Origin of the sequence: Scandinavium manionii, from assembly GCF_024764775.1 — a bacterium.
GTDB lineage: Bacteria > Pseudomonadota > Gammaproteobacteria > Enterobacterales > Enterobacteriaceae > Scandinavium > Scandinavium manionii.
The window spans coordinates 337,861-360,326 of sequence record NZ_JALIGC010000040.1 but is presented as its reverse complement, the minus strand read 5'-3'; the positions used below and the strand labels follow the sequence as shown (position 1 = coordinate 360,326).

The window sequence follows — 22,466 nt, the reverse complement described above, 5'->3', positions numbered from 1 at the left end:
TTTTCGTTAACTATGTTTATTCGTTAATTCAAACCGTGGTGACACCAGCCCGTAAAGCGTCCAGCCCATAAAGGTGACAATTGCCCCCCACAGCATCGCTTCCTCACCTGACGAATACAGCGCATAGAAGCTGTACATCGCCCCGATAAACGCCACCACGTTCGCGGCTTTCGCTTTGCCCGGCGCGACGTTCGCCACTTTCTGAATAATAACCAGCGCCGCCATCGACAGGATGTATGGAATAATGTTGGTCACGACTGCCAGGTTGACCAGCACGTTAAACTGATTATTCAGCGATGGACTGATGGTCATCAGCGACAGCCCGGACTGGATGACGACAATCGTCAGCATGCCCTGAACCGGCGCCTCTGCGCGGGATAAGCGGGAAAACACTTTCGGGAAGTAGCCTTCGTCCGCCGAGGATTTAAACACCTGAGCGATAGTGAACTGCCAGCCCAGAAGCGAACCACAGCACGACATCACCATCAGGCCCATGATCACTTTCCCGACTTCCGGGGTGAACATTTGCGCGAAGGCCAGCCCGAATGGGGCTGTAGAGCTGGCTAAATCGACGTTAGGCACAATCCCGGCAATCACGTTGGTGGAGACGATGTAAATCACCGCGGCACCCAGCGTTCCACCGAGAACCGCGATCGGCACGTTACGCTCTGGATTTTCCACCACATCGGTATTGGCACAGGCAGACTCCAGACCGAGAAACGCCCACAGCGTCATTGCGATTGATGACCCGACCGCGCTAAAGAACGGCACGTGGTGCGGGTTCCAGGAATTTACGTACAGCGTCGGGCTGAACCAGAACCAGCCGATAATGCACAATCCCACGACCGGAATAATGACACCCCAGACGGTGACGCTACTGATTTGTCCGGTGATCCGCGCTCCGCCAAAGTTGGCGATGGTGCACAGCCACAGCACGCCGATGGTCGCCAGCCCAATCTGAATCGGGCTGAGCGTGACCCCAAACAGTTCGGTACCGTAACCCACCGCTGAAATGGCTATCGCCACGTTGGCAATCAGTAGCGACACGCCATAGGTATAGTTGGCCATAAAGTTGCCGGATTTGCCGAAGGCATACTCCGCATAGCCGCCCATGCCACCGGATTTACGGCTGAACATCCCGCATTTGGCAAACGCCCACGCCAGGGCGGTTGAGCCCAGGGCGGTCACCATCCAGGAGATAATCGAGATCGTGCCGACTTCCGCAAGCTTGGTCGGCAGCATGATTATTCCGGACCCCATCATGTTCACCATCGTCAAAATGGTGAGCTGAACGACGCCCATTTTGTTCGATTTGCTCATAATGATTCCCCTTTCATCAGCGGCTGTTGAGCATCACGCGACTTGATAACGTTGCACCACACCTGCTTACGACCGTCGACTTCCTCGACATAAACCCCCTGAAGTTCTGGCGCGAAGCCTGGCAGAAGGTTGATGCCTTCTTCCAACGCGGTGAAATAACGCAGTACCGCACCGCTCCAGATTTCCCCTGGCACGACGCACAGCACGCCCGGCGGATAAGGCAGCGCGCCTTCCGCCGCAATGCGACCTTCAGCCTGCGGCAGCGCCACCAGTTCAACTTCCCCTCGCAGATAGGCGTAGTTCGCTTCCTGTGGATTCAGGCTGACGCGCGGGAAATGCGTCTTGCGGAACATCTCTTTCTGCAGTTGTTTCACGTCGTGACGGGCATAGAGCTGATGCATCTCCAGACACAGCTGACGCAAGGTATATCCGGCGTAGCGATGCTCGTACTGGCGATACAGCGACGGTAAAACCTCCTGCAACGGTGCGTCGTTCTCGAGCAGTTTTTCAAAGCGCACCAGCAGTGCAACCAGTTGTTGCAGCTTCGCCATATCCTCCGCCGGGGTCAGCAGGAACAGAATCGAGTTAAGGTCGCACTTCTCAGGCACCACACCATTCTCACGCAGGAAATTAGCGAGAATAGTCGCCGGAACGCCAAACGCGTCGTACTCACCGCTGTCGGCATCAATGCCGGGGGTAGTCAGCAGCAGCTTGCACGGATCGACGAAATACTGATGTTCGGCGTAGCCTTCAAACGCGTGCCAGCGCTCACCCGGCACGAAATGGAAGAAACTCAGGTCGCGGGCAATTTGCTCGGTAGGCCAGGCGTGCCACGGTTTGCCATTAATGACCGGCGGTACAAACGGGCGAATATGATGGCAGTTCTCGAGGATCAGTTTGCGGGCATCGATGCCGTTCGCCACACAGTCCATCCACATATTGCGGCCGCTGACGCCTTCATGCATTTTCGCGTTGACATCCAGCGCGGCAAAAAGCGGATAGAACGGGCTGGTGGAGGCATGCATCATAAAGGCGTTGTTCAGGCGTTTATGCGGGACGTAGCGCGACTGGCCTTTGATATGGCTATCTTTTTTGTGGATTTGCGAGGTTTGAGAAAAACCGGCCTGCTGTTTATGGACCGACTGAGTAACCAGAATTCCCGGATCATTTTCATTAAGCTCCAGCAGTAACGGCGAACATTCGGCCATCATCGGAATGAATTGTTCGTAGCCGACCCATGCGGAGTCAAACAGGATGTAGTCACACAGATGCCCAATCTTATCGACCACCTGACGGGCGTTATAAATGGTGCCGTCGTAGGTCCCAAGCTGAATGACGGCCAGACGGAAAGGGCGAGCCAGCCGTTCACGTTGCGGTGCGACGTCGGCAATCAATTCCCGCAGGTAAGTCTCTTCAAAGCAGTGCGCATCAATCCCGCCGATAAAGCCATATGGGTTACGCGCGGTTTCCAGATATACCGGTGTGGCGCCAGCCTGTAACAGCGCACCGTGATGGTTGGATTTGTGGTTGTTGCGATCAAACAAGACCAGATCGCCCGGTGTCAGCAGCGCGTTAAGCACCACTTTATTCGACGATGACGTGCCGTTCAGGACGAAATAGGTTTTGTCGGCGTTGAACACTTTAGCCGCATGCTGCTGCGCCACGCAGGGCGCGCCTTCGTGGATCAGCAAATCACCCATCGCCACGTCGGCGTTGCAGAGATCTGAGCGGAACAGCGTCTCACCAAAGTATTCGACAAACTGATTGCCCGCCGGATGGCGACGGAAAAACTCACCGCCCTGATGGCCGGGGCAGTCGAACGCGCTATTGCCCTGATTAACGTAATCCACTAATGCGCGGAAGAACGGCGGGCGCAGCTGCGTTTCATATTTATGCGCGGCGGCTTCCAGCTGACGGCCATAGAAGTCGTTGCGTGTTTCATCGTGTTCAAACACCCCATGAATACGCGACAGATATTCTGCGGGCACGATTTCGTCTTTATTAATACCGATAAATACTGGCAGGTTATAGCCCGTGGTGTCTATTTCATCGAGTTTCCCACACTCGACATCTTTTACAGATAATACCGCGGCAGCGACATCGATAAACTGCGTGTTATATGTGTCAACAATGCTGCGGGTGCTGTTAAAACAATCAGGGCAATGGCGACTGACGGCAATTTTTAATTCTGACATTTTTCATCTCTTTAATTTCAAGGAATAGCAGGTCCTCAATTTCTAAAATACGAAATTGATTATTCCGGTGAAAAGGCAATAGTGACCCGCTGATAATGAAATCAGGTTATTGCTTTTTCTGAAGTCATAAATTCCACCGGCCCGGTTGCCGGAATACAGAATTTACTAAGGCGAGCGCAGGAGCTACAGGCAAATGCCTGCATTATCAGGAAGTCAGGAATGACCTGTATGCTGAACGCCCGTAGTCAGAAGACTATCGGGCGTTAAAGAAGTGAAAGTCGAAGCTATTGCGGTGGGCAAACATCATGATATGTGTTGTCCGCCTTATATGGGGCATGAGTCGGCTATTGTTTTCCATAATATATACCTTCATGAATGAGTGAAAGCGCAGGTATTTTATCTGGAAATGGCGATGTTTCTGTGACATCGATCGACAATAACCGATCATTTCAGAAATAATTAGTCACTTCATGTGCATATTGCAAGATTATATGCTGTTATGTTTATTTATTGTAAATTAAATGTACATGGTGCAGAGGAATTTGCACCTTCGCCGTCAGAGGAGAGAGTGATGGGAAAGAGCTTAACAGAGGAATATATAAACGAAAAAAGAGTGATATTCTGAATGAGTATTCAGGATATCACTCTTTGGTATTTAATCAGAATAGCGTCTAACGCGTGCGCAGGAGGTAATTTATCTGCTTATGCACCAGTGCGGTTCGTTTGATGCTGCGCGGGGCGACCCACACGATGCTGCTGCCCGCCACCACACCGAGAATTTCGGGTAACGCATGGTAGTCGAGGATCCGCGCGACGGCGCGTCCATATCCCGCAATAGTATGGACCAGAATAAACTCGCTATTATGCTCGACGCTGACCACCATTTCTGACACTGATCGGGTGGCATCCGGCGTGGGCCCAAGTTGGGGATTAACGGAGTATATTTTTTGCCCTTTGGCGTTGCGGATTTTAATGACGCCAAGCCGTTTTAACAGGTGGGAGACGGTGGACTGACTGATACAATCAAAGCCGTGCTGCTGTAAATCACGACGGATTTCCTCCTGGGAGAGATAGCTTTTCTCTGCAATCAGACGCTGACAGACGGTCAGCTGAAGTTGTTCTTTGGCAGAGTAATCACCGTAATCCTTGATCATCTTTGTATCCTGTAATCATTAACATTATCGACGTGCCGGCTGCTGGCCCGGTGGCTGAAAAACCACCAGGCAGGACGCTGGGGCTGCTACAGCAGGGCGCCAAGGCTCAGTAACAGCATGTTCAATAACGTCAGGATAACCAGCAACGGTGCGACCCACTTCAGATAGCGCACATACGGCACGCGGGCGATGGCAAGACCGCCCATGACCACCGCAGAGGTGGGCGTCATCAGATTGACTATCCCTGAGGCGGACTGGTAGGCAGTGACCACCAACTCGCGCGGTACGTGGGCGAAATCCGCCAGCGGGGCCATGATCGGCATCGTTAACACCGCCAGCCCTGAAGAGGAGGGCACCAGGAAGGAGAGCAGCACTTCCAGCCAGTAAGTGACGTTAATGAATAGCATGGTTGACAGACCCGACACCAGATCCTCAGCACTGTGAAGAATCGTGTGAGTAATCATGCCGTTATCCATCACCACTACAATACCGCGAGCGATACCAATGATCAGTGCGACACCGAGTAAATCGCGAGCACCGTCTATAAAGGTTTGGGTGAATGTCTCTTCACTCATTCGCGCAATCACTCCCACGACAATGGCGGCGGCCAGAAACACGGCGGAAATTTCCGCCATCCACCAGCCCAGGACTGCAACACCGTAAATCATTACCGCAAACGACGCGGCGAAAATGCACAGGATGGTTTTGCGGGTGGAGGTAAATTCCAGCCGGGTTTCGGAACGCTGCCCGAGAAAATGTGCACGATTGCTCTCCCAGGCGTCGGCGACGACGGACGCCGCAGGATTGCTGCGCACGCGGCGGGCGTAACGCATCACCCACCAGACGCAAATCAGATAACCCACCACCAACAGCAGAATACGCAGCAGCATGCCATGGGTAAAAGGGATCCCGGCGGCGTTGGCGGCGATCACCGTGGCAAATGGGTTGATGGTCGAGCCTAATGTACCAATACCCGCGCCGAGCAACACGGTAGCGGCGGCCACTAGCGGGTCGAACCGGGCGGCCATCATCACTGGCACCAACAATGTATAGAACGGCAAGGATTCCTCGGCCATGCCATAAATGGTTCCCCCGGCGGCAAACAACGCCATCAGGATGGGGATCATCCACTCCTCTTTGCCGTTAAGTTTGGCGGTGACCCGTTCTATTCCGGCATCGATCGCGCCCGTTTTGTTCACCACGCCGAGAAAGCCGCCGATGATCAGCACGAACAACGCCACATCGATGGCGCCGGCGACGTAGGTCTGGTGATTATAGAGACCGTCGATAGGAGCCAGTAAAACGGCGGTAATGCCTTGCGGATGCGCATCGACCGGCGCGTAGGTCCCGGCGACCGGCACCTCTTTGCCCAGCGTGGCGTTCGTTGCCATCTGGTATTTACCCGCCGGGATAATCCACGTCATGGCGGCGACAAGGGCAATCAGAATAAACAGGATGGTATAAGCGGTAGGAAATTTGAATTTGCTCATGGTGAGATCTCCGTGGAGCAGGGCGCGCATTCCGGCACGCCCGGGATACGTTAGTCGCCGAGGGTCGCCACCATTACCGCTTTGATGGTGTGCATGCGGTTTTCCGCTTCGTCAAAGACGATGGAATGTGCCGATTCAAAGACCTCTTCAGTGACTTCCAGTCCTTTCAGGCCGTATGCCATTTCAATCTCGCGGCCCATGGTGGTGTGTTCGTTATGGAATGCGGGCAGACAGTGCATGAACTTGACGTCTGGATTGCCGGTAGCGGCAATAACCTGCTGATTGATCTGGTAGGGGGTCATCAGGCTGACACGTTCAGCCCAGGCCTCTTTCGGTTCACCCATCGATACCCAAACGTCGGTGTAGAGGAAATCGACGCCATACACGCCCTCGTCGACATGCTCTGTCAGGGTGATGCGCGCATCGGTATGTTTCGCAATGGTTCTGCATTGCTCGACCAACGCGGGTTCAGGCCAGAATGATTTTGGCGCGACGAGGCGAATATCCATCCCCATTTTGGCGGCGCCCACCAGCAGTGAATTGCCCATATTGTTGCGGGCATCACCGAGATAGGCGAAGCTCAGTTGCGGCAACCTTTTGCCCGGCGCGTGCTCCAGCATCGTCATCAGGTCTGCCAAAATTTGCGTTGGGTGAAACTCGTTGGTTAGCCCGTTCCATACCGGCACGTCTGCGAATGCCCCCAGCTCCTCAACGATCGCCTGGCCGAATCCTCGATATTCAATGCCGTCATACATCCGGCCCAGCACCCGGGCGGTGTCCTTCATCGACTCTTTATGGCCGATTTGCGAACCGGTCGGCCCGAGGTAGGTGACTTGCGCGCCCTGATCGAAGGCCGCGACTTCAAAAGCGCAGCGCGTGCGAGTGGAGGTTTTTTCAAAAATCAGAGCGATATTTTTCCCGACCAGCGTTTTTTTCTCACGGCCTGCGCGTTTGGCTGCTTTCAGCTCCAGCGCCAAATCAATCAGGTATTGAATTTCGCTCGGGGTGTAATCGAGCAGTTTGAGGAAGTTACGGTTTTTCAGATTGATGCTCATGGGATAGTCCTTTCAGATAGCGCATTCATGTCTCTCCCGATCCGGGAAAGGGCAGTTACGGGCGAATCAAGGTGCCTTTCTTTCCATTGAGGATGGCTTCGCCGTCGGCCAGTGCGCCGATCCCGGCGATACCGTGGCACTGCTCAACAAAACGGCGGCTGGCGGCAACTTTGGGGCCCATTGATCCGGCATCAAATGTCAGATTATTGAGTTCAGCAGGCGTGACCTGCGTCAGCGGACGCTGACCAGGCTGGCCCCAGTCGAGATAGACGGCATCGGCGTCAGTGAGGATCAGCAGAGCGTCAGCCTCAAGCTGAGTGGCCAGCAGTGCGGCGGAGAGATCCTTATCGATCACCGCCTCAATACCGTGGTAGCCGCTGGTATTTTTCACTACCGGGACGCCGCCGCCGCCGTTGCAAATCACCAGATGGTCGCGGGCAATCAGGGTTCGGATGGCGTCGCCTTCGACAATCCGCTGCGGCTGTGGCGAAGGCACCACGCGGCGGAAGTGGCAGCCATCGGCCTTAAACGTCCACCCTTTTTCTTCATGCAGCGCCCGGGCCTGGATGTCGTCGTAGATCGGGCCGATGTATTTGGTCGGGTTGCTGAAAGCCGGATCGGCTGCGTCCACTTCGACCTGGGTCAGCAATACGCTGACTTCGCGCTGCGGCAGCTGATTTTTCAGCGCCTGTTGCAGCATGTAGCCAATCATTCCCTGGCTTTCGGCGCCGAGGACGTCGAGCGGGTAGGGTGCCACTTTGTCATAGGCGCTGTTTTGCAGTGCCAACAGTCCCACCTGCGGCCCGTTGCCGTGCACCAGCACGACACGCCATTGCACGGTTAACCCGGCGATGATTTTCGCCGCCAGCGCAATATTCTGGCGTTGGCATTCCGCTTCCAGTGGCTCTCCACGTTTGAGCAGGGCATTGCCGCCGAGGGCGACAACCAGTGTTGGTTTGGTCATGGTTTATTCCTTAAATATCGTCGCGTTCCAGAGGACAGCTCATGCAGCGTGCGCCGCCGCGTCCGCGACCCAGTTCGTCGCCGGGAATGGGCAGCACGGTAATACCCGCTTTATCGTATTTTTCGTTAGTCCAGGTGTTACGCTCGTAGCCCACAACGACACCGGGGCGCAGCGTCAGCACGTTATTGGCGTCGTTCCACTGCTCGCGTTCGGCCTCAAAGGCATCGCCGCCGGTGGTGATCAATCGCACCTGATCGATGCCAAGGGCTTTTTCGATGGCGTGCAGCAGACTGGTTTCCTGATGGCGTTTGATTCCGCCATGTTCGTCCGGGGTTAAGGTCCAGCACTGCACGTCCTGACGGACCACTTCCGGGTAAACCGAGAAGGTATCGATATCGATATGGGTCATTACCGTGTCGAGGTGCATGCAGGAGCGATGTTTTGGCAGCTCCACGGCAATCACGCGTTTGGCCTGCTGATGTTTGAACAGCGCGCTGGCCAGGAACTCGACGCCCTGTGGCGTCGTGCGCTCGGAGAGGCCTATCAACACCGCGCCACGACCAATGACCAGCACGTCGCCGCCTTCTAAGGTGGCGTGGTCGTAATTTATATTTTCGTCGCCGAAATATTTTATAAATTCACCCTCGGCAAATTTCGGATGCCAGCGATAGAGTGCGCGAAGATTATTGGTTTCACGTTGGCGGGCGGCTTTTGCCATCGGGTTAATAGAGACGCCGTTATATATCCAGCAGGAGGTGTCGCGTGTAAATAAATGATTCGGCAACGGCTTCATAATAAAATCATTCTGGTCATGCGTATCGACGACCATATTTTTGATACTGGCTGGGATTTCACCGTAGGTTAATCCTCCGGTTAAATGACGAGACAATTGACGGTGTGACATATCCGAAAGCCAGGCACGAATATCGCCCGCAAAGGTTGGCCCCAGTCGGTAATCAGAGATCTGCGTTTCCAGTAACCATTGCCTGGCATCGCTGATCTCCAGCGTCTGGCTGAGCAAGTCAGTGAGCAGCAAAACCTCGATGCCTTGCTGGCGCAGAGTATTGGCGAAAATATCGTGCTCTTCGCCCGCGCGCTCTACCGACAGAACATCATCAAAAAGTAATTCCTGGCAATTCGATGGCGTCAGTCTTTTTAAGCTCAGATTCGGACGGTGCAGCATTACGCTGCGCAATTGACCAATCTCAGAACCAACATAATGCTTTTCCATTATTACTCCCTTACTCGTTATTAAAGAATAAAAAGGCGTGGCGAAATAAATTCGTCATTAACGTGGGAACGGTTTGCACGGAGAATAGTCCGGTCTTTTGTGCTCAGTGAATGTGATATTGCTCACGAGTCATTCGGCGGATTAAATAAGCGTGTGAATATATGATTGATGTCAGAGAATATTGAATCAATGACGACGCTTAAATGCATTACTAAGCAGTTATGGTGGTTGTTATTTTATGTTGTTAATGGCATGTGTTTTTAAATGGATATTTTATTTTTCTAACTTATTGATTTTAAATGAATGTTAATTGGTGTCGGAATAGCTATGCACAAATAGGGGGAGGTTATTTTCAGTGTGAGTTAAACCGCCAAATAATTATGGCATTTAAATTCCTGAATCAAGGTTGATAAACTGTGAAGAGGCGGCGGTTTTTTATCGTTAGCGTCAGAAATCAATTCATTAGCCTGCTGTTCGCCGGGGTATGGGCGCAGGTTATGCAGCAGAAATGCATAATCCCCGGCGATGAATTAACCGTTCTGTAACAGTAACAGCAATAACCATGCATAAGCTCTGACTGAGCTGGCGGGTCAGAGCATAAACCGATAACCAATCCCGGTTTCGGTCAGCAAATGCTGCGGCCGCGCCGGGTCAATTTCCAGCTTCTGGCGTAAGTGGCCCATATAAATGCGCAGGTAGTGGCTATGCTCAATCGCATTTGGCCCCCAGACCTGGCTTAACAACTGACGCTGGGTCAGCACCTTGCCATGGTTGTTGAGCAGCACCGCCAGCAGGCGAAATTCAATCGGTGTCAGATGGATTTGTTCTTCACCGCGCTGTATGCGGTGGTTGGCGATATCGACCTGAATATCGGCGAAACGCACCACGGGCTGATTTTGTTCCGCATTCCCGTGACGACGCAGGGCGACGCGCAGGCGCGCCTGTAACTCGCCAATGCCAAACGGCTTGCTGAGATAATCGTCGGCTCCGGCGTCGAGCGCGGTGATTTTGTCCGTTTCTTCGGCGCGAGCGGAAAGCACAATGATCGGCACCTGGCTCCACTGACGAAAATCGCGGATGAACTCAATGCCGTCGCCATCCGGCAAGCCGAGGTCAAGAATGACCAGATCGGGTTTGCGCGTGGCCGCTTCCAGCAGTCCACGTTGCAACGTTTCGGCTTCGTGCACGCGCAGGCCATCTGCTTCCAGCGCGCTGCGCAGAAAACGACGAATAGCCTGTTCATCTTCAACGATAAGTACGTTAATCACAGTTCCTCGAGAAGTTCATCCAGCTCCGGGGGCGCATCCAGCGGCAGCGTTACCCTAAAGCTGGCCCCGCCTTCGGGGCGGTTATTCGCGTGCAGTTCGCCGCCGTGTACCTCGACAATCGCCTGGCAAATCGCGAGGCCAAGCCCCACGCCGGGAATGGCCGATTCCTTATGGCCCCTGGAGAATTTAGCAAATATTGCCTGTTCCTGACCAGCAGGGATGCCGGGGCCCGAGTCCCACACCTCCAGCTGTAGCTGTTCAGGCAAGCGTTCGGCGGAAATCCCAATGGTGGCCGACGGGCCCGCGTACTTCGCGGCGTTTTCCAGCAGGTTAATCAGCACCCGCTCAAACAGCGGGCCATCAACGTGAATCAGTGTCAGCGGGTCGCCCAGCGCCAGCTGAATATGCCGCCCGCCGAGGCCCATTTCCAGGGGGCGAATGGCGCTGCCCACCACTTCTTCCAGCGTCAGCCACTCTTTGCGCAGGTTAAATCCACCGGACTGAATGCGCGCCATATCCAGCAAATTGTTCACCAGCCGGGTGGTGTTCAGCACGTGCTGGCGGATTTCGTTGGCCTGTGGAGCGTGCTTTGAACCTTCGCTGGCCAAATCCAGCGTCAGAATTTCCGCCTGACCAAACAGCACTGTTAATGGCGTGCGCAAGTCGTGTGAAAGCGCCGCCAGCAGCGAGTTACGGATGCTTTCTCGTTCACTCACCAGCCGCGATTGCTCTTCGCTGGCGGTCAGCGCCAGACGTTCAAGGGCGCTGGCCACCAGCAGGGTGCAGGTTTCCAGCAATCGCTGCTGTTCCGGGATCATCAACTGGCGCAAATTCCCCGGTTCAACCACCATCACGCCGTGGGTTTTCTCGGCGCTTTTCAACGGCAGGATCAGATAGGGTACGCCGGGCAGCGTGTCAGTTCCCGCACCTGCTGGCTGGCCTTTGTCAAAGCTCCAGCGGGCGATGGCGTCGTCCCACGGTGTGATGTCGTTGCCGTCGGTCAGAGGGTGAAGCCCGCCCTCGGTGTTGGGCAGCAGCACCTGGCTGCGCGCCTGGAATGTGGAGTGAATGAACTGTTCGCTGGTGCGGGCGATATCCTGCTGCGTGCGACCCGTCGCCAGCGCTTTCGACATCTCATACAAATGGCGGGTGCGCTGTTCGCGATAGCGGGCCACACGGGCCTGATAGCGCACTCCGGCGGTGAGATTCCCGATCACCAGCCCGACGGTGAGCATCACGCCGAAGGTCAGCACGTACTGCACATCCGACACCGCCAGCGTGCCGCGCGGCGCGATAAAGAATAAGTCAAAACTGATGACGTTAATGACGGTCGCCAGCACCGACGGCCAGCGCCCGTAAAACAGGGCCACAATCACCACGCCAAGCAGATAGATCATCACCAGGTTGGCGGCATCAAAGGCCATCAGGAAATGGCTGGCGAACAGGGTAATAAAGGCGCACAGCGCCACCGCCACGATGCAGCCGCGCAGCTGTACGCGCCAGCGGTCTATCCACGGACGGGTATCGGAATTACGGGCAGTCGTGCTGACGGGAGCCTCGTCCAGGGCAACAATCAGTAAATCGAGATCCGGTGCGCGGCGGGCGAGCCTGTCGGCGAACGATTCCTGGCTCCACCAGCGTCGTTTATTGCGCCGACCAAGAATGATTTTGCCGAGATTATGTTCGCGGGCGTAGCGCAGAATCGCTTTGTCTTCCGCCGGGTCTGACAGCGTGGCGGTTTCCGCGCCCAGTTCCTGTGCCAGACGCAATGCGCTGAGAATATTGCGCCGCTGTGATTCTGGCAGACGGTGCAAATCGGGGGTTTCGACATAGACCGCATGCCATGCAGTGCCGAATTTGGCGGCCAGACGGGCGGCGGCCCGCACCAGTTTTTCATTCCCGCCGCTGTGGCCGACGCACAGCAGAATCGCATCGCGGGTGTGCCAGACTTTTTCTTCACCTTGCCGGTCGCGCCAGGCGCGCATCTGGTCATCCACGCGGTCAGCGGTGCGTCGCAGTGCCAGTTCGCGCAGGGCGATGAGGTTGCCTTTACGGAAGAAATGCTCGATGGCACGCTCGGCCTGACCGGCGATATACACTTTGCCTTCATGCAAACGCTGGCGCAAATCGTCCGGCGGCAGGTCCACCAAAACCACTTCGTCAGCAGAATCGAAAAAAGGATCCGGCACGGTTTCGCGCACTTTGATACCGGTCACGCTGCTGACCACGTCGTTCAGGCTTTCCAGATGCTGAACGTTGACGGTGGTAAAAACGTCGATGCCCGCTTCCAGCAGTTCTTCAACATCCTGCCAGCGTTTGGGGTGACGCGAACCGGGCGCGTTGGTGTGCGCCAGTTCGTCCATCAGGATCAGCGCCGGACGGCGGGCGAGGGCGGCGTCGAGGTCAAACTCTTCGACCTGACGACCGCGATAGTGAATGCGTTTTCGCGGCTGAGTCGCCAGTCCTTTAAGCTGCGCGGCGGTCTCCTGACGGCCGTGAGTTTCCACCACGCCCACCAGAATATCGAGCCCCTGCGCCCGCAGACGCTGCGCTTCCTGCAACATGGCGTAGGTTTTCCCTACGCCTGCACAGGCGCCAAAAAAGACTTTCAGTTTTCCGCGATACCAGCCGGAGGATTGCTCCAGCAGGCGGTCGGGATCGGGACGAAAGGGCTCGTCGGTCATGCTCAATCCTTACGGTTGTTTCAGGGCATCCAGCGCCATGTTCAGCTCTACAATATTCACCACCGGCTGGCCGAGGAAACTCACCAACGGCTGCTGTGTGTGTGCGGCTACCAGCGTGGTCAGCGCTTCTACAGACAGGTGACGGGCCTGCGCCACGCGCGGTATTTGCCAGTTTACCGACTGCGGCGTCAGGCTGTAATCCAGCCCGCTCGCGGACGCCGTTACCAGTTCGACGGGAACCTGTGCGTCTGCCTGCGGATTGTCCTGACGCAGCTGCGCCACCCGTGCCGCCACTTCTTTATCCAGCTCTGGATTACTGCCCGCCAGATTGCTGCCACCGGATGCCTCTGGATTATAGGGGCTATTGGCGGTGGCGGAAGGGCGGCCATGAAAATATCCCGGCGCAGAAAACTGCTGACCAATCAAGCGCGAACCACGAATCTGGTTGTCCTGATGAACCAACGAGCCGTTGGCCTGGTCGGTGAACCACCATTGTCCAAGCGCGGTGGTAAACAGCGGATACACGCCGCCGGTGACCAGGGTTAAAAAAATCAGAACTACCAGAGCAGGGCGTAACGTCGCCATTTTCATTTCCTCTTACACCAGACCAGACAGAGTCAGCAACAGGTCAATCACTTTGATGCCGATGAATGGCACCAGCAGGCCACCGAGGCCGTAAATCCACAGGTTACGTCGCAGCATTGCTGCCGCCGTCAGTGGCTTATAACTCACGCCTTTTAACGCCAGCGGGATCAGGAACACAATAATCAGGGCGTTAAAGATAACGGCGCTGAGAATGGCCGATGCGGGCGAGTGCAGGTGCATCACGTTCAGCGCGTTGAGCTGTGGATAAGTGGCCGCAAATGCCGCCGGGATGATGGCGAAATATTTCGCCACGTCGTTGGCAATACTGAAGGTGGTCAGCGACCCACGGGTCATCAGCATCTGTTTACCGATATGCACCACTTCAATCAGCTTGGTCGGGTTGGAGTCCAGATCGACCATGTTGCCCGCTTCTTTTGCGGCCTGGGTTCCCGAGTTCATCGCCACGGCCACGTCAGCCTGCGCTAACGCCGGGGCGTCATTGGTGCCGTCGCCGGTCATCGCCACCAGACGCCCCTCCGCCTGATACTGACGAATCAGCGCCAGCTTGGCTTCCGGCGTCGCTTCCGCCAGGAAGTCATCTACGCCTGCTTCGGCGGCGATGGCGGCGGCCGTCAGGCGGTTATCGCCGGTAATCATCACCGTTTTAATGCCCATTTTGCGCAGCTGTGCGAAACGCTCTTTAATGCCGCCTTTTACGATGTCCTTCAGTGCAATCACACCGAGCACCGTCGCACCTTCCACCACCACCAGCGGGGTGCCACCCTGACGCGCCACGCCTTCGACCTGCGTGTCGACCTGCGGCGGGAAGTGCCCGTTGTTGGCTTCTACGTGACGACGGATAGCATCCACAGAACCTTTACGGATCATGCGGTCGTGGATATTGATGCCGCTCATGCGAGTCTGCGCAGTAAATGGCACAAACGTGGCCTGTAATGCCTGAACGTCGCGCTCGCGCAGATTGAAGCGCTGTTTTGCCAGCACCACGATACTGCGGCCTTCCGGCGTCTCATCGGCCAGCGACGCCAGCTGCGCGGCATCGGCGAGGGTTTTCTCATCGACGCCCGGAGCGGGCAGGAACTGAGACGCCTGACGGTTGCCGAGAGTGATGGTGCCGGTTTTATCCAGCAGCAATACATCTACATCGCCTGCCGCTTCAACTGCACGCCCGCTGGTGGCAATCACGTTGGCACCAAGCATCCGGCTCATTCCGGCCACGCCGATTGCCGACAGCAGCCCGCCGATGGTCGTCGGGATCAGACAAACCAACAGCGCAACCAGCACTGTCACACTGACCGCCGTTCCGCCGTACGCGGAGAACGGCCACAGGGTGGCGGTAGCCAGCAGGAACACGATGGTGAGGGCGACCAGCAAAATGGTCAGGGCGATTTCGTTTGGTGTTTTACGACGCTGAGCGCCTTCGACCATGGCGATCATTCGGTCAAGGAAGGTTTCGCCAGGGTTAACGCTGCAACGGATAACCAGCCAGTCGGAAAGAATGCGCGTGCCACCCGTTACGGAGGCGAAGTCACCGCCGGATTCGCGGATAACTGGCGCGGACTCCCCGGTAATCGCGCTTTCGTCCACCGATGCGCCACCTTCGATGACTTCACCGTCGCACGGGATAATGTCGCCAGCCTCCACCAGAACGATGTCACCTTTGCGCAGGCCATCTGCCGGAACGTGATCGACCTGAGCGTCATGCTGCGGCGCGCGCAGTTTACGGGCGAAAGAGGTTTTCTGGATGCCTTTCAGACTGTTGGCCTGCGCCTTGCTGCGGCCTTCCGCCAGCGCTTCGGCGACGTTAGCGAACAGCACGGTAAACCACAGCCAGATGCTGATTGCCGCCGTGAAGCCAGCGCTACCGGGTACTTTTCCAAAGGCCATCGCCACGGCGAGCAGGGTGGTCAGCACGCTGCCCAGCCAGACGATAAACATCACCGGGTTGCGCCATTGTACGGCTGGACTCAGTTTTTTTACGGCATCCAGCAGGGTCTGGCGAACCAGGGCCGGTTCGAAAATTGCCGTTTGCTTACGACTCATAAAACGTGTCTCCAGCTGTCTTATAACGAAGAGAGATGTTCTGCGACCGGGCCTAACGCCAGGGCGGGAATAAACGTCAGGGCGCCGACCAAAATCACGGTGCCTATCAGCAAGCCAACAAACAGCGGGCCGAAGGTCGGCAGCGTGCCGGTGCTGGCGGGCTGAATTTTCTTGCTCACCAGCGAGCCAGCAATGGCCAGAACAGGCACGATCACCCCGAAGCGACCGACGAACATGCAGAAGGCCAGCAGGCAGTTCCAGAATGGAGAGTTAGCACTCAGGCCGCCGAAGGCGCTGCCGTTGTTATTGGCGGCGGAAGAGACGGCGTACAGCACTTCGCTAAAGCCGTGAATGCCCGGGTTGAACATTCCGGCGCGACCGGTTTCGGTCATCATCGCCAGTGCAGTGCCGAGCAAAACCAGTGCCGGAGTCACGAGGATCGCCAGCGCGGTCATTTTCATTTCACGCACGTCGATTTTTTTACCGAGATATTCCGGTGTACGGCCAATCATCAGCCCGGCGATAAACACCGACAGCAGCACGAACAGCAGCATGCCGTACAGCCCGGAACCCACGCCGCCGAACACCACTTCACCAATCTGCATTAGCCACATTGGTACCATGCCACCGAGCGCGGTAAAGGAGTCGTGCATGGCGTTCACTGCGCCGCAGGACGCCGCGGTCGTCACCACCGCAAACAGGCTGCTTTGCAGAATGCCGAACCGGCTCTCTTTACCTTCCATATTGATGGCACTGTCGGCCCCGAGTTTCAGGAAGTGAGGATTTCCGCTGAGCTCAGCCCACATCACTACCGTTACGCAGATGACGAAGATGACCGACATCGCCCATAGGATCGCGCGACCCTGGCGATGGTCGTTGACTGCTTCACCGAAGGCGAAACACAGCGCGGCAGGGATCAGGAAAATCGCCAGCATTTGAACCGAGTTAGTCAGCGCCGTTGGGTTTTCAAATGGATGGCTGGAGTTGGCATTAAAGAAGCCACCGCCATTGGTGCCAAGCATCTTGATGGCTTCCTGCGACGCCACCGGCCCCATCGGCAGCAGGCCTTTCACACCTTCGAGCGAGGTGAAATGCTGATACGGGAGAAGGTTTTGCAGCGTGCCTTGCTGGATCATAAATAGCGCAATCAACAGCGACAGCGGCAGCAGGATCCACAACGTAACGCGCACAATGTCCATCCATGCGTTACCCAGCGTGTCGGTGCTATGGCGGCAGAAACCGCGGATTAGCGCGAACACGACTGCGATGCCGGTGGCTGCAGATAAGAAGTTTTGCACTGCCAGCCCGGACATCTGGCTGAAATAGCTCAGCGTACTTTCACCGCTATACGCCTGCCAGTTGGTGTTGGAGACAAAGCTGATGGCGGTGTTCATCGCCAGATCCCATGAGAGGCCTGGAAGCCGCTGCGGATTCAGCGGCAGGAAGCCCTGAAGCATCAGCATCGCAAACAGCAGTACTGCGCCAAAAATATTGAGCAACAGAATGGCCAGCAGATATTGCCGCCAGTTCATCTCCTGGGCGGAGATGCCCATCAGGCGCCAAAGAACGCTTTCAACTCTGGCCGTTCCGGGCAGTGGCGTATTGGCAATCAGCCGTGCCAGCACGAGCCCCAACGGGCGCGCCAGACTGAACAGGATCAGTAAAAAACTGGCAATCAGTAACAACCCTTGCGCAGCCATCAGAAGGCCTCCGCATTGATCAGGGCATAAACCAGATAACCCAATAACAGGAAAACCAGCACGATACCAGTTAGCACGCCTGCACTCACAGTCCACCTCCAGGTGTTTAATGAAGTGCGGTAACGGTAAGTTTTTTGGTGCAAAGATTTCGCAAAAAACGCAGGGCCGGGTGTAAAAATAATATAAAAATGAAAAAGACCATCAATTAACCATTGGTTAGTATTAATTTAACTTTTATGTAACTTAATTACGGCGTGAAGTGTAAATTTCCCTCTGGAAACATAATAAAGTGGTCGGATGAGTAGTAAAATTACAACCAAAACGGTATTATTTGACCCAGATAACGTTTACCGGCGTGCGTTGCCGGCCATGAAGGGGAGAGAGATTATGTACAAAGAGTTTCCTGCACATGTTGTATTGATGCGTCGTACTTTCGCCGTTGTGGCGGGTGTTTTGGCGCTGCCAGTGATGCTGTTCTGGAAAGATCGTGGGCGTTTTTACAGCTACCTGCACCGTGTCTGGTCTAAAACCAGTGAAAAACCGGTGTGGATGGATCAGGCCGAAAAAGCGACCTGTGATTTTTACTGATTTGTGACTTTCCAGCAGGCATAAAAAAACCGCCAACGTTAACGTGGCGGTTTTTTTATGCCCTCAGGATTCGCGGTCGGTTGGGAAAGACTTCCGTTTCTACCCAGCAGCACTGATGGTCTGCTTATTTCTCGAGGCATCAAGGTGATGCTTCTGGACGGAATCCTAAAAATTTACCGAATGACGTTCAGGCCGCCTTGTGCGGCCTTTTTCATTTTCTGGCGTCTACACTTCTCTTATATGCCTGTAAGGAGTGGTTATGAGTGAGAAAATCCCGGTTGGCATCAGCGCCTGTTTGCTCGGCGAACCCGTTCGTTTTGACGGCGGTCATAAACGCCTGACGTTTGCAGTAGAGGACTTAAGCCCACTGGTCGCGTTTGAGCCCGTCTGCCCGGAAATGGCCATTGGCTTACCGGTGCCAAGACCCGCGCTGCGACTGATGAAAGACCAACAGGGCAGTGCGAATTTGCGTTTTAGCGATGGGCGCGACGGCGATTTAACCCAGGCGATGCGCGACTTTACCCGTCAGCGGATTACCCGTTTTGAAAAGCTGTGCGGCTATATCGTCTGTGCTAAATCGCCAAGCTGTGGCATGGAGCGAGTGCGGGTTTACGAGGCCGACGGCCAATACAGTCGCAAATCCGGACGCGGTATTTACACCCAAATATTAATGGAAACCTTCCCTTGGTTACCGGTGGAAGAAGACGGGCGGCTACAGGACGCTGTTCTTCGTGAGAATTTTGTCGAGCGTATTTATGCCCTGCATGAACTGCACGCACTTCGTGAGCGGGGCCTGAATCGTGGCGAATTAATGGCGTTTCACAGCCGCTATAAGCTGTTACTGCTGGCGCATTCTCAACCGCTTTATCGTGAGCTTGGGCGATTTGTGGCGGCGATGGCGGAATGGACATCGCTGGACGACTACTTTGTCGAATATCGCCAGCGCCTGATGACGCTGATGTCGCATCCGTCAACGCGCCGCAATCACACCAACGTGTTGATGCACGTGCAGGGCTACTTTCGCAAACAGCTTAATAGCCGTCAGCGTCAGGAACTGGCCGATCTTATCGATCGCTATCGGCAGGGCACGCAGCCGTTGCTTGCACCGGTCACGCTGTTAAAACACTATATGGCTGAATTTCCTGATGCTTATCTGGCCGGGCAGCGCTATTTCGACCCTTGGCCGGAAGCCTTACGTTTACGTTACGGACATTAACCGGAGAGTTATGACCACCCATCTGGTCTGGTTTCGCACCGATTTACGCCTGCACGATAATCTGGCGCTGGCCGCCGCCTGTCGCGATCGTAAAGCGAAGGTGATCGCGTTGTACGTTGCCACACCGAAACAGTGGCAGCAGCATCATATGGCGCCACGCCAGGCGGCCTTTTTGCAGACTCAGCTAAACGCATTGCAAACGCAGCTGGCGCAAAAAGGCATTCCTTTACTGTTTCACGAAGTGGCAGATTTCGCGGCCTCGGTAGAGGTAGTGAAAAATGTCTGCGATGCGCATCAAGTCGATCGGCTTTTCTATAACTATCAATATGAAATTAACGAGCGTCAGCGCGACAGTTGCGTGGAAAAAGCGCTGGATACGGTGACGTGCCAGGGTTTTGACGACAGCGTGATGCTGGCGCCTGGTAGCGTAATGACCGGTAATCATCAGATGTATAAGGTCTTTACGCCGTTTAAAAATGCGTATCTGCGACGACTAAAAGAAGGGCTACCGGAATGCGTTCAGGCTCCGGGTCAGCGTGAACATGGGGCGAGTGAAACGTCGGAGATTGTCCTTAATCTCCCTCAAGAGCCCTTTGATACCGCGCTCTTCCCGGCGGATGAGAAAACCGCCATCGCCAGGTTGCGCCATTTCTGCCAACAGCACGCCGGGGAGTACGAAGAAACGCGAGATTTTCCCGCGATTGAGGGCACCAGTCGGTTATCGGCGTGCCTCACGTTGGGCGTGCTGTCTCCGCGCCAGTGTCTGCATCGGCTTCTTGCGGAATGTCCACACGCGCCAGACGGTGGCCCCGGGGCGGTCTGGCTAAATGAACTCATCTGGCGTGAATTTTACCGTCATCTGATGACCTATCATCCCGAACTGTGCCGCTATAAACCCTTTATCGCCTGGACGGATAACGTCGCCTGGAACAACGATAGGGCGGCGCTTGCCGCCTGGCAGCAGGGCAAAACAGGTTACCCGATAGTCGATGCGGCGATGCGCCAGCTCAATCAAACAGGCTGGATGCACAATCGCTTGCGGATGATTGTCGCCAGCTTCCTGGTGAAAGATTTGCTCATTGACTGGCGGGAAGGCGAGCGTTACTTCATGTCACAGTTGGTCGACGGCGACTTAGCGGCCAACAACGGCGGCTGGCAGTGGGCGGCGTCCACCGGCACCGATGCAGCGCCGTATTTCCGCATCTTTAACCCGACCACCCAGGGCGAACGGTTTGATAAAGAAGGCGTGTTTATTCGTCACTGGCTACCGGAATTGAACGCGGTGCCGGAAAAAGCGATTCACGAACCGTGGCAGTGGGCGGAAAAAGAGGGGATAACGCTTGAATATCCGCGCCCGATTGTGAATCACAAACAGGCGCGGATAGAGACGTTGGCGGCATATGAAGCCGCCAGAAAGTCTTAAGACTCCAGCGCCAGGCGGCGGGATCTGACTTTCATCGCGTGACCAAGCCAGATGAACAGCACCACGGCCACACAGGCCAGTGAACCCCAGGTAATCTGGCTGAACACGTCGATGTAAGCATTAATGGAGTAGTTAATGGCCCCCGCCGCATCAAAGGCGCTTTGTGACGTCTGATCGGCAATCACGCCTGCGACGTAGTTGGCGATTGCGCCGGAAAGCAGCATGTAGATGCCGGTCAGCACACCTGTCACGCCCGGAATTTCAATACGCGTGATTTGCGCCATCGCTACCGGGTCGATGAACAGTTCGGCAAAGCCCATCACCGCCATTCCCAGAACCATTAGCGGCATCGATGAATGACCGTAGGTCGCAGACCAGCGTGCGCTCAGGGTCAGAATGCAGAAACCTGCGCTCATCAGCCCAAGGCCCAGGGCGTATTTACCCCAGATGCGCACCGCGCGGTTACCCGTCACCGACTCTTTGACCACCCAGGCGAGGAACACGCCGCACATCATCACGGCAAAACCGTTGACCGACTGGAACATTGCCGTTGGTACTTCATAACCAAGAATATCGCGGTTCACGAAACGGTCGATATACAGGCTTATAGAGCTGCCGCCCTGCTGGGCGAAGGCCCAGAACAGCAGGCTGAAGAAGGTCAGGACCACAATGAGACCCAGCTCTTTGCGTTGCTTCTGGTTCTCTGCTTTTTTGTAGATTTGCGCGAGCATCACCAGGCCGATGACGGTGGCGACGATCAGCGCATACAGTGACCACTCTTTCCAGAACAGTACGGCAATGACAATCGGTGACACCACCAGCAGAGCCAGCAGCCAACCCCAGACCGGAACGGCCAGTTTCTTGCTACACAGCACGGCTTTGTTTACGCCGACGGTATGGCTGAAATGGCGGTTCCCGCACAGGAAAATCACCAGACCGGCGAGCATACCGATGGCGGCAAGCGCAAAGCCCATCGCCCAGCTGTATTCTTCCTGAACGTAACCACACGCGATTGGCGCAATGATAGAACCGACGTTACCTGCGGCGTAAAGCAGCGAGAAACCACCGTCTCGGCGCGGGTCGGTGGGCTCGTACAGTTCGCCGAGCAGGCAGCTAACATTCGATTTAAACAGACCGTAGCCGCAAACAATAATTGCCAATGACAGGTACAGGAACATCGATGACATTTCACTGGCGCCGAGCACCAGGTGACCGACGGCCATCAAAAAGGCGCCGATCATCACCGCCATGCGGTTGCCGAGCACTTTATCCGCCAGCCAGCCACCGAGGATTGGCGTGACATAGACCAGAGAGCAGTAGGCGCTGAACAGCGCATACGCATGGTTATCGTTGTATTTCAGTTGGTTGGTGAGATACAGGATCAGCAGAGCGCGCATCCCATAAAAGCTAAAATATTCCCAAATTTGCAGTGCGACCACGTAATAGATAGCGCGTGGTTGTGACGATGGTGTCTTCATGTTGCTCTCAGTCTTGCCAGAAGTGCAGAAGATAATCATTCCGCATTATTCGTT

At 55.4% G+C, this 22,466-nt stretch carries 18 protein-coding genes; 3 read left to right on the top strand and 15 right to left on the bottom strand.

Annotated elements, in window-relative coordinates; all coding sequences use genetic code 11:
* Positions 1–6: 6 nt before the first annotated feature.
* The 14 genes from potE to kdpF all read right to left on the bottom strand — a co-directional run bounded on the left by potE (position 7) and on the right by kdpF (position 17,796).
* A complete protein-coding gene (gene potE / locus MUU51_RS19465; RefSeq protein ID WP_258968619.1) occupies positions 7–1,326 on the bottom strand; it encodes a putrescine-ornithine antiporter in 1,320 nt (439 codons plus the stop codon).
* A complete protein-coding gene (gene speF, locus MUU51_RS19460) occupies positions 1,317–3,515 on the bottom strand; it encodes an ornithine decarboxylase SpeF (protein WP_258968403.1) in 2,199 nt (732 codons plus the stop codon). Before speF ends, potE begins: the two co-directional genes overlap by 10 nt.
* A gap of 253 nt (positions 3,516–3,768) precedes the next feature.
* Positions 3,769–3,873 (bottom strand): leader peptide SpeFL, encoded by a 105-nt coding sequence (gene speFL, locus MUU51_RS19455; protein ID WP_110510109.1) that lies wholly within the window; start codon positions 3,871–3,873, stop codon positions 3,769–3,771.
* Between the two features lie 313 nt (positions 3,874–4,186).
* The gene (locus tag MUU51_RS19450; RefSeq protein WP_159774428.1) at positions 4,187–4,666 is read right to left on the bottom strand and encodes an arginine repressor; all 480 of its coding nucleotides are present in this window, start codon (positions 4,664–4,666) and stop codon (positions 4,187–4,189) included.
* 89 nt (positions 4,667–4,755) lie between these two features.
* Positions 4,756–6,159: a YfcC family protein gene (locus MUU51_RS19445; protein WP_159774190.1), complete on the bottom strand. Its 1,404-nt coding sequence runs from the start codon at positions 6,157–6,159 to the stop codon at positions 4,756–4,758.
* Positions 6,160–6,209: 50 nt separating this feature from the next.
* Entirely contained in the window at positions 6,210–7,214 is a 1,005-nt protein-coding gene (gene argF, locus MUU51_RS19440) for an ornithine carbamoyltransferase (protein ID WP_159774188.1), read from the bottom strand.
* 55 nt (positions 7,215–7,269) lie between these two features.
* Positions 7,270–8,178: a carbamate kinase gene (gene arcC / locus MUU51_RS19435; protein WP_258968402.1), complete on the bottom strand. Its 909-nt coding sequence runs from the start codon at positions 8,176–8,178 to the stop codon at positions 7,270–7,272.
* 10 nt (positions 8,179–8,188) lie between these two features.
* Positions 8,189–9,409 carry an arginine deiminase gene (gene arcA, locus MUU51_RS19430; RefSeq protein ID WP_258968401.1) on the bottom strand — a complete coding sequence of 407 codons (1,221 nt, stop codon included), beginning with the start codon at positions 9,407–9,409 and terminating at the stop codon, positions 8,189–8,191.
* Between the two features lie 590 nt (positions 9,410–9,999).
* Positions 10,000–10,677: a two-component system response regulator KdpE gene (kdpE, locus tag MUU51_RS19425; protein ID WP_258968400.1), complete on the bottom strand. Its 678-nt coding sequence runs from the start codon at positions 10,675–10,677 to the stop codon at positions 10,000–10,002.
* On the bottom strand, positions 10,674–13,361 hold the full coding sequence (gene kdpD, locus MUU51_RS19420; protein ID WP_258968399.1) for a two-component system sensor histidine kinase KdpD: 2,688 nt from the start codon (positions 13,359–13,361) through the stop codon (positions 10,674–10,676). Before kdpD ends, kdpE begins: the two co-directional genes overlap by 4 nt.
* A gap of 9 nt (positions 13,362–13,370) precedes the next feature.
* Complete coding sequence (gene kdpC, locus MUU51_RS19415; RefSeq protein ID WP_258968398.1) at positions 13,371–13,946, bottom strand: potassium-transporting ATPase subunit KdpC; 576 nt, start codon at positions 13,944–13,946, stop codon at positions 13,371–13,373.
* A 12-nt stretch (positions 13,947–13,958) separates the two neighbouring features.
* The gene (gene kdpB, locus MUU51_RS19410) at positions 13,959–16,007 is read right to left on the bottom strand and encodes a potassium-transporting ATPase subunit KdpB (RefSeq protein ID WP_258968397.1); all 2,049 of its coding nucleotides are present in this window, start codon (positions 16,005–16,007) and stop codon (positions 13,959–13,961) included.
* A gap of 20 nt (positions 16,008–16,027) precedes the next feature.
* Positions 16,028–17,707, bottom strand: a complete 1,680-nt coding sequence (gene kdpA / locus MUU51_RS19405; protein WP_258968396.1) for a potassium-transporting ATPase subunit KdpA — start codon at positions 17,705–17,707, stop codon at positions 16,028–16,030.
* Entirely contained in the window at positions 17,707–17,796 is a 90-nt protein-coding gene (kdpF, locus tag MUU51_RS19400) for a K(+)-transporting ATPase subunit F (protein WP_110510103.1), read from the bottom strand. The genes kdpA and kdpF overlap by 1 nt, the downstream gene beginning before the upstream one ends.
* 298 nt (positions 17,797–18,094) lie before the next feature.
* Between kdpF and MUU51_RS19395 the strand changes: the two genes are divergently transcribed.
* The 3 genes from MUU51_RS19395 (at position 18,095) to phrB (ending at position 20,934) form a co-directional block, all read left to right on the top strand.
* Positions 18,095–18,295, top strand: coding sequence for a YbfA family protein (locus MUU51_RS19395; protein ID WP_110510102.1), 201 nt, complete (start codon positions 18,095–18,097; stop codon positions 18,293–18,295).
* Positions 18,296–18,554: 259 nt separating this feature from the next.
* On the top strand, positions 18,555–19,511 hold the full coding sequence (locus tag MUU51_RS19390) for a YbgA family protein (protein WP_258968395.1): 957 nt from the start codon (positions 18,555–18,557) through the stop codon (positions 19,509–19,511).
* A 10-nt stretch (positions 19,512–19,521) separates the two neighbouring features.
* Positions 19,522–20,934 (top strand): deoxyribodipyrimidine photo-lyase, encoded by a 1,413-nt coding sequence (gene phrB / locus MUU51_RS19385; RefSeq protein ID WP_258968394.1) that lies wholly within the window; start codon positions 19,522–19,524, stop codon positions 20,932–20,934.
* On the opposite strand, the gene dtpD is transcribed toward phrB, so the two are convergent.
* Entirely contained in the window at positions 20,931–22,412 is a 1,482-nt protein-coding gene (gene dtpD, locus MUU51_RS19380; protein ID WP_258968393.1) for a dipeptide permease DtpD, read from the bottom strand. The two genes, phrB and dtpD, sit on opposite strands and share 4 nt — an antisense overlap.
* Between the last annotated feature and the right edge of the window lie 54 nt (positions 22,413–22,466).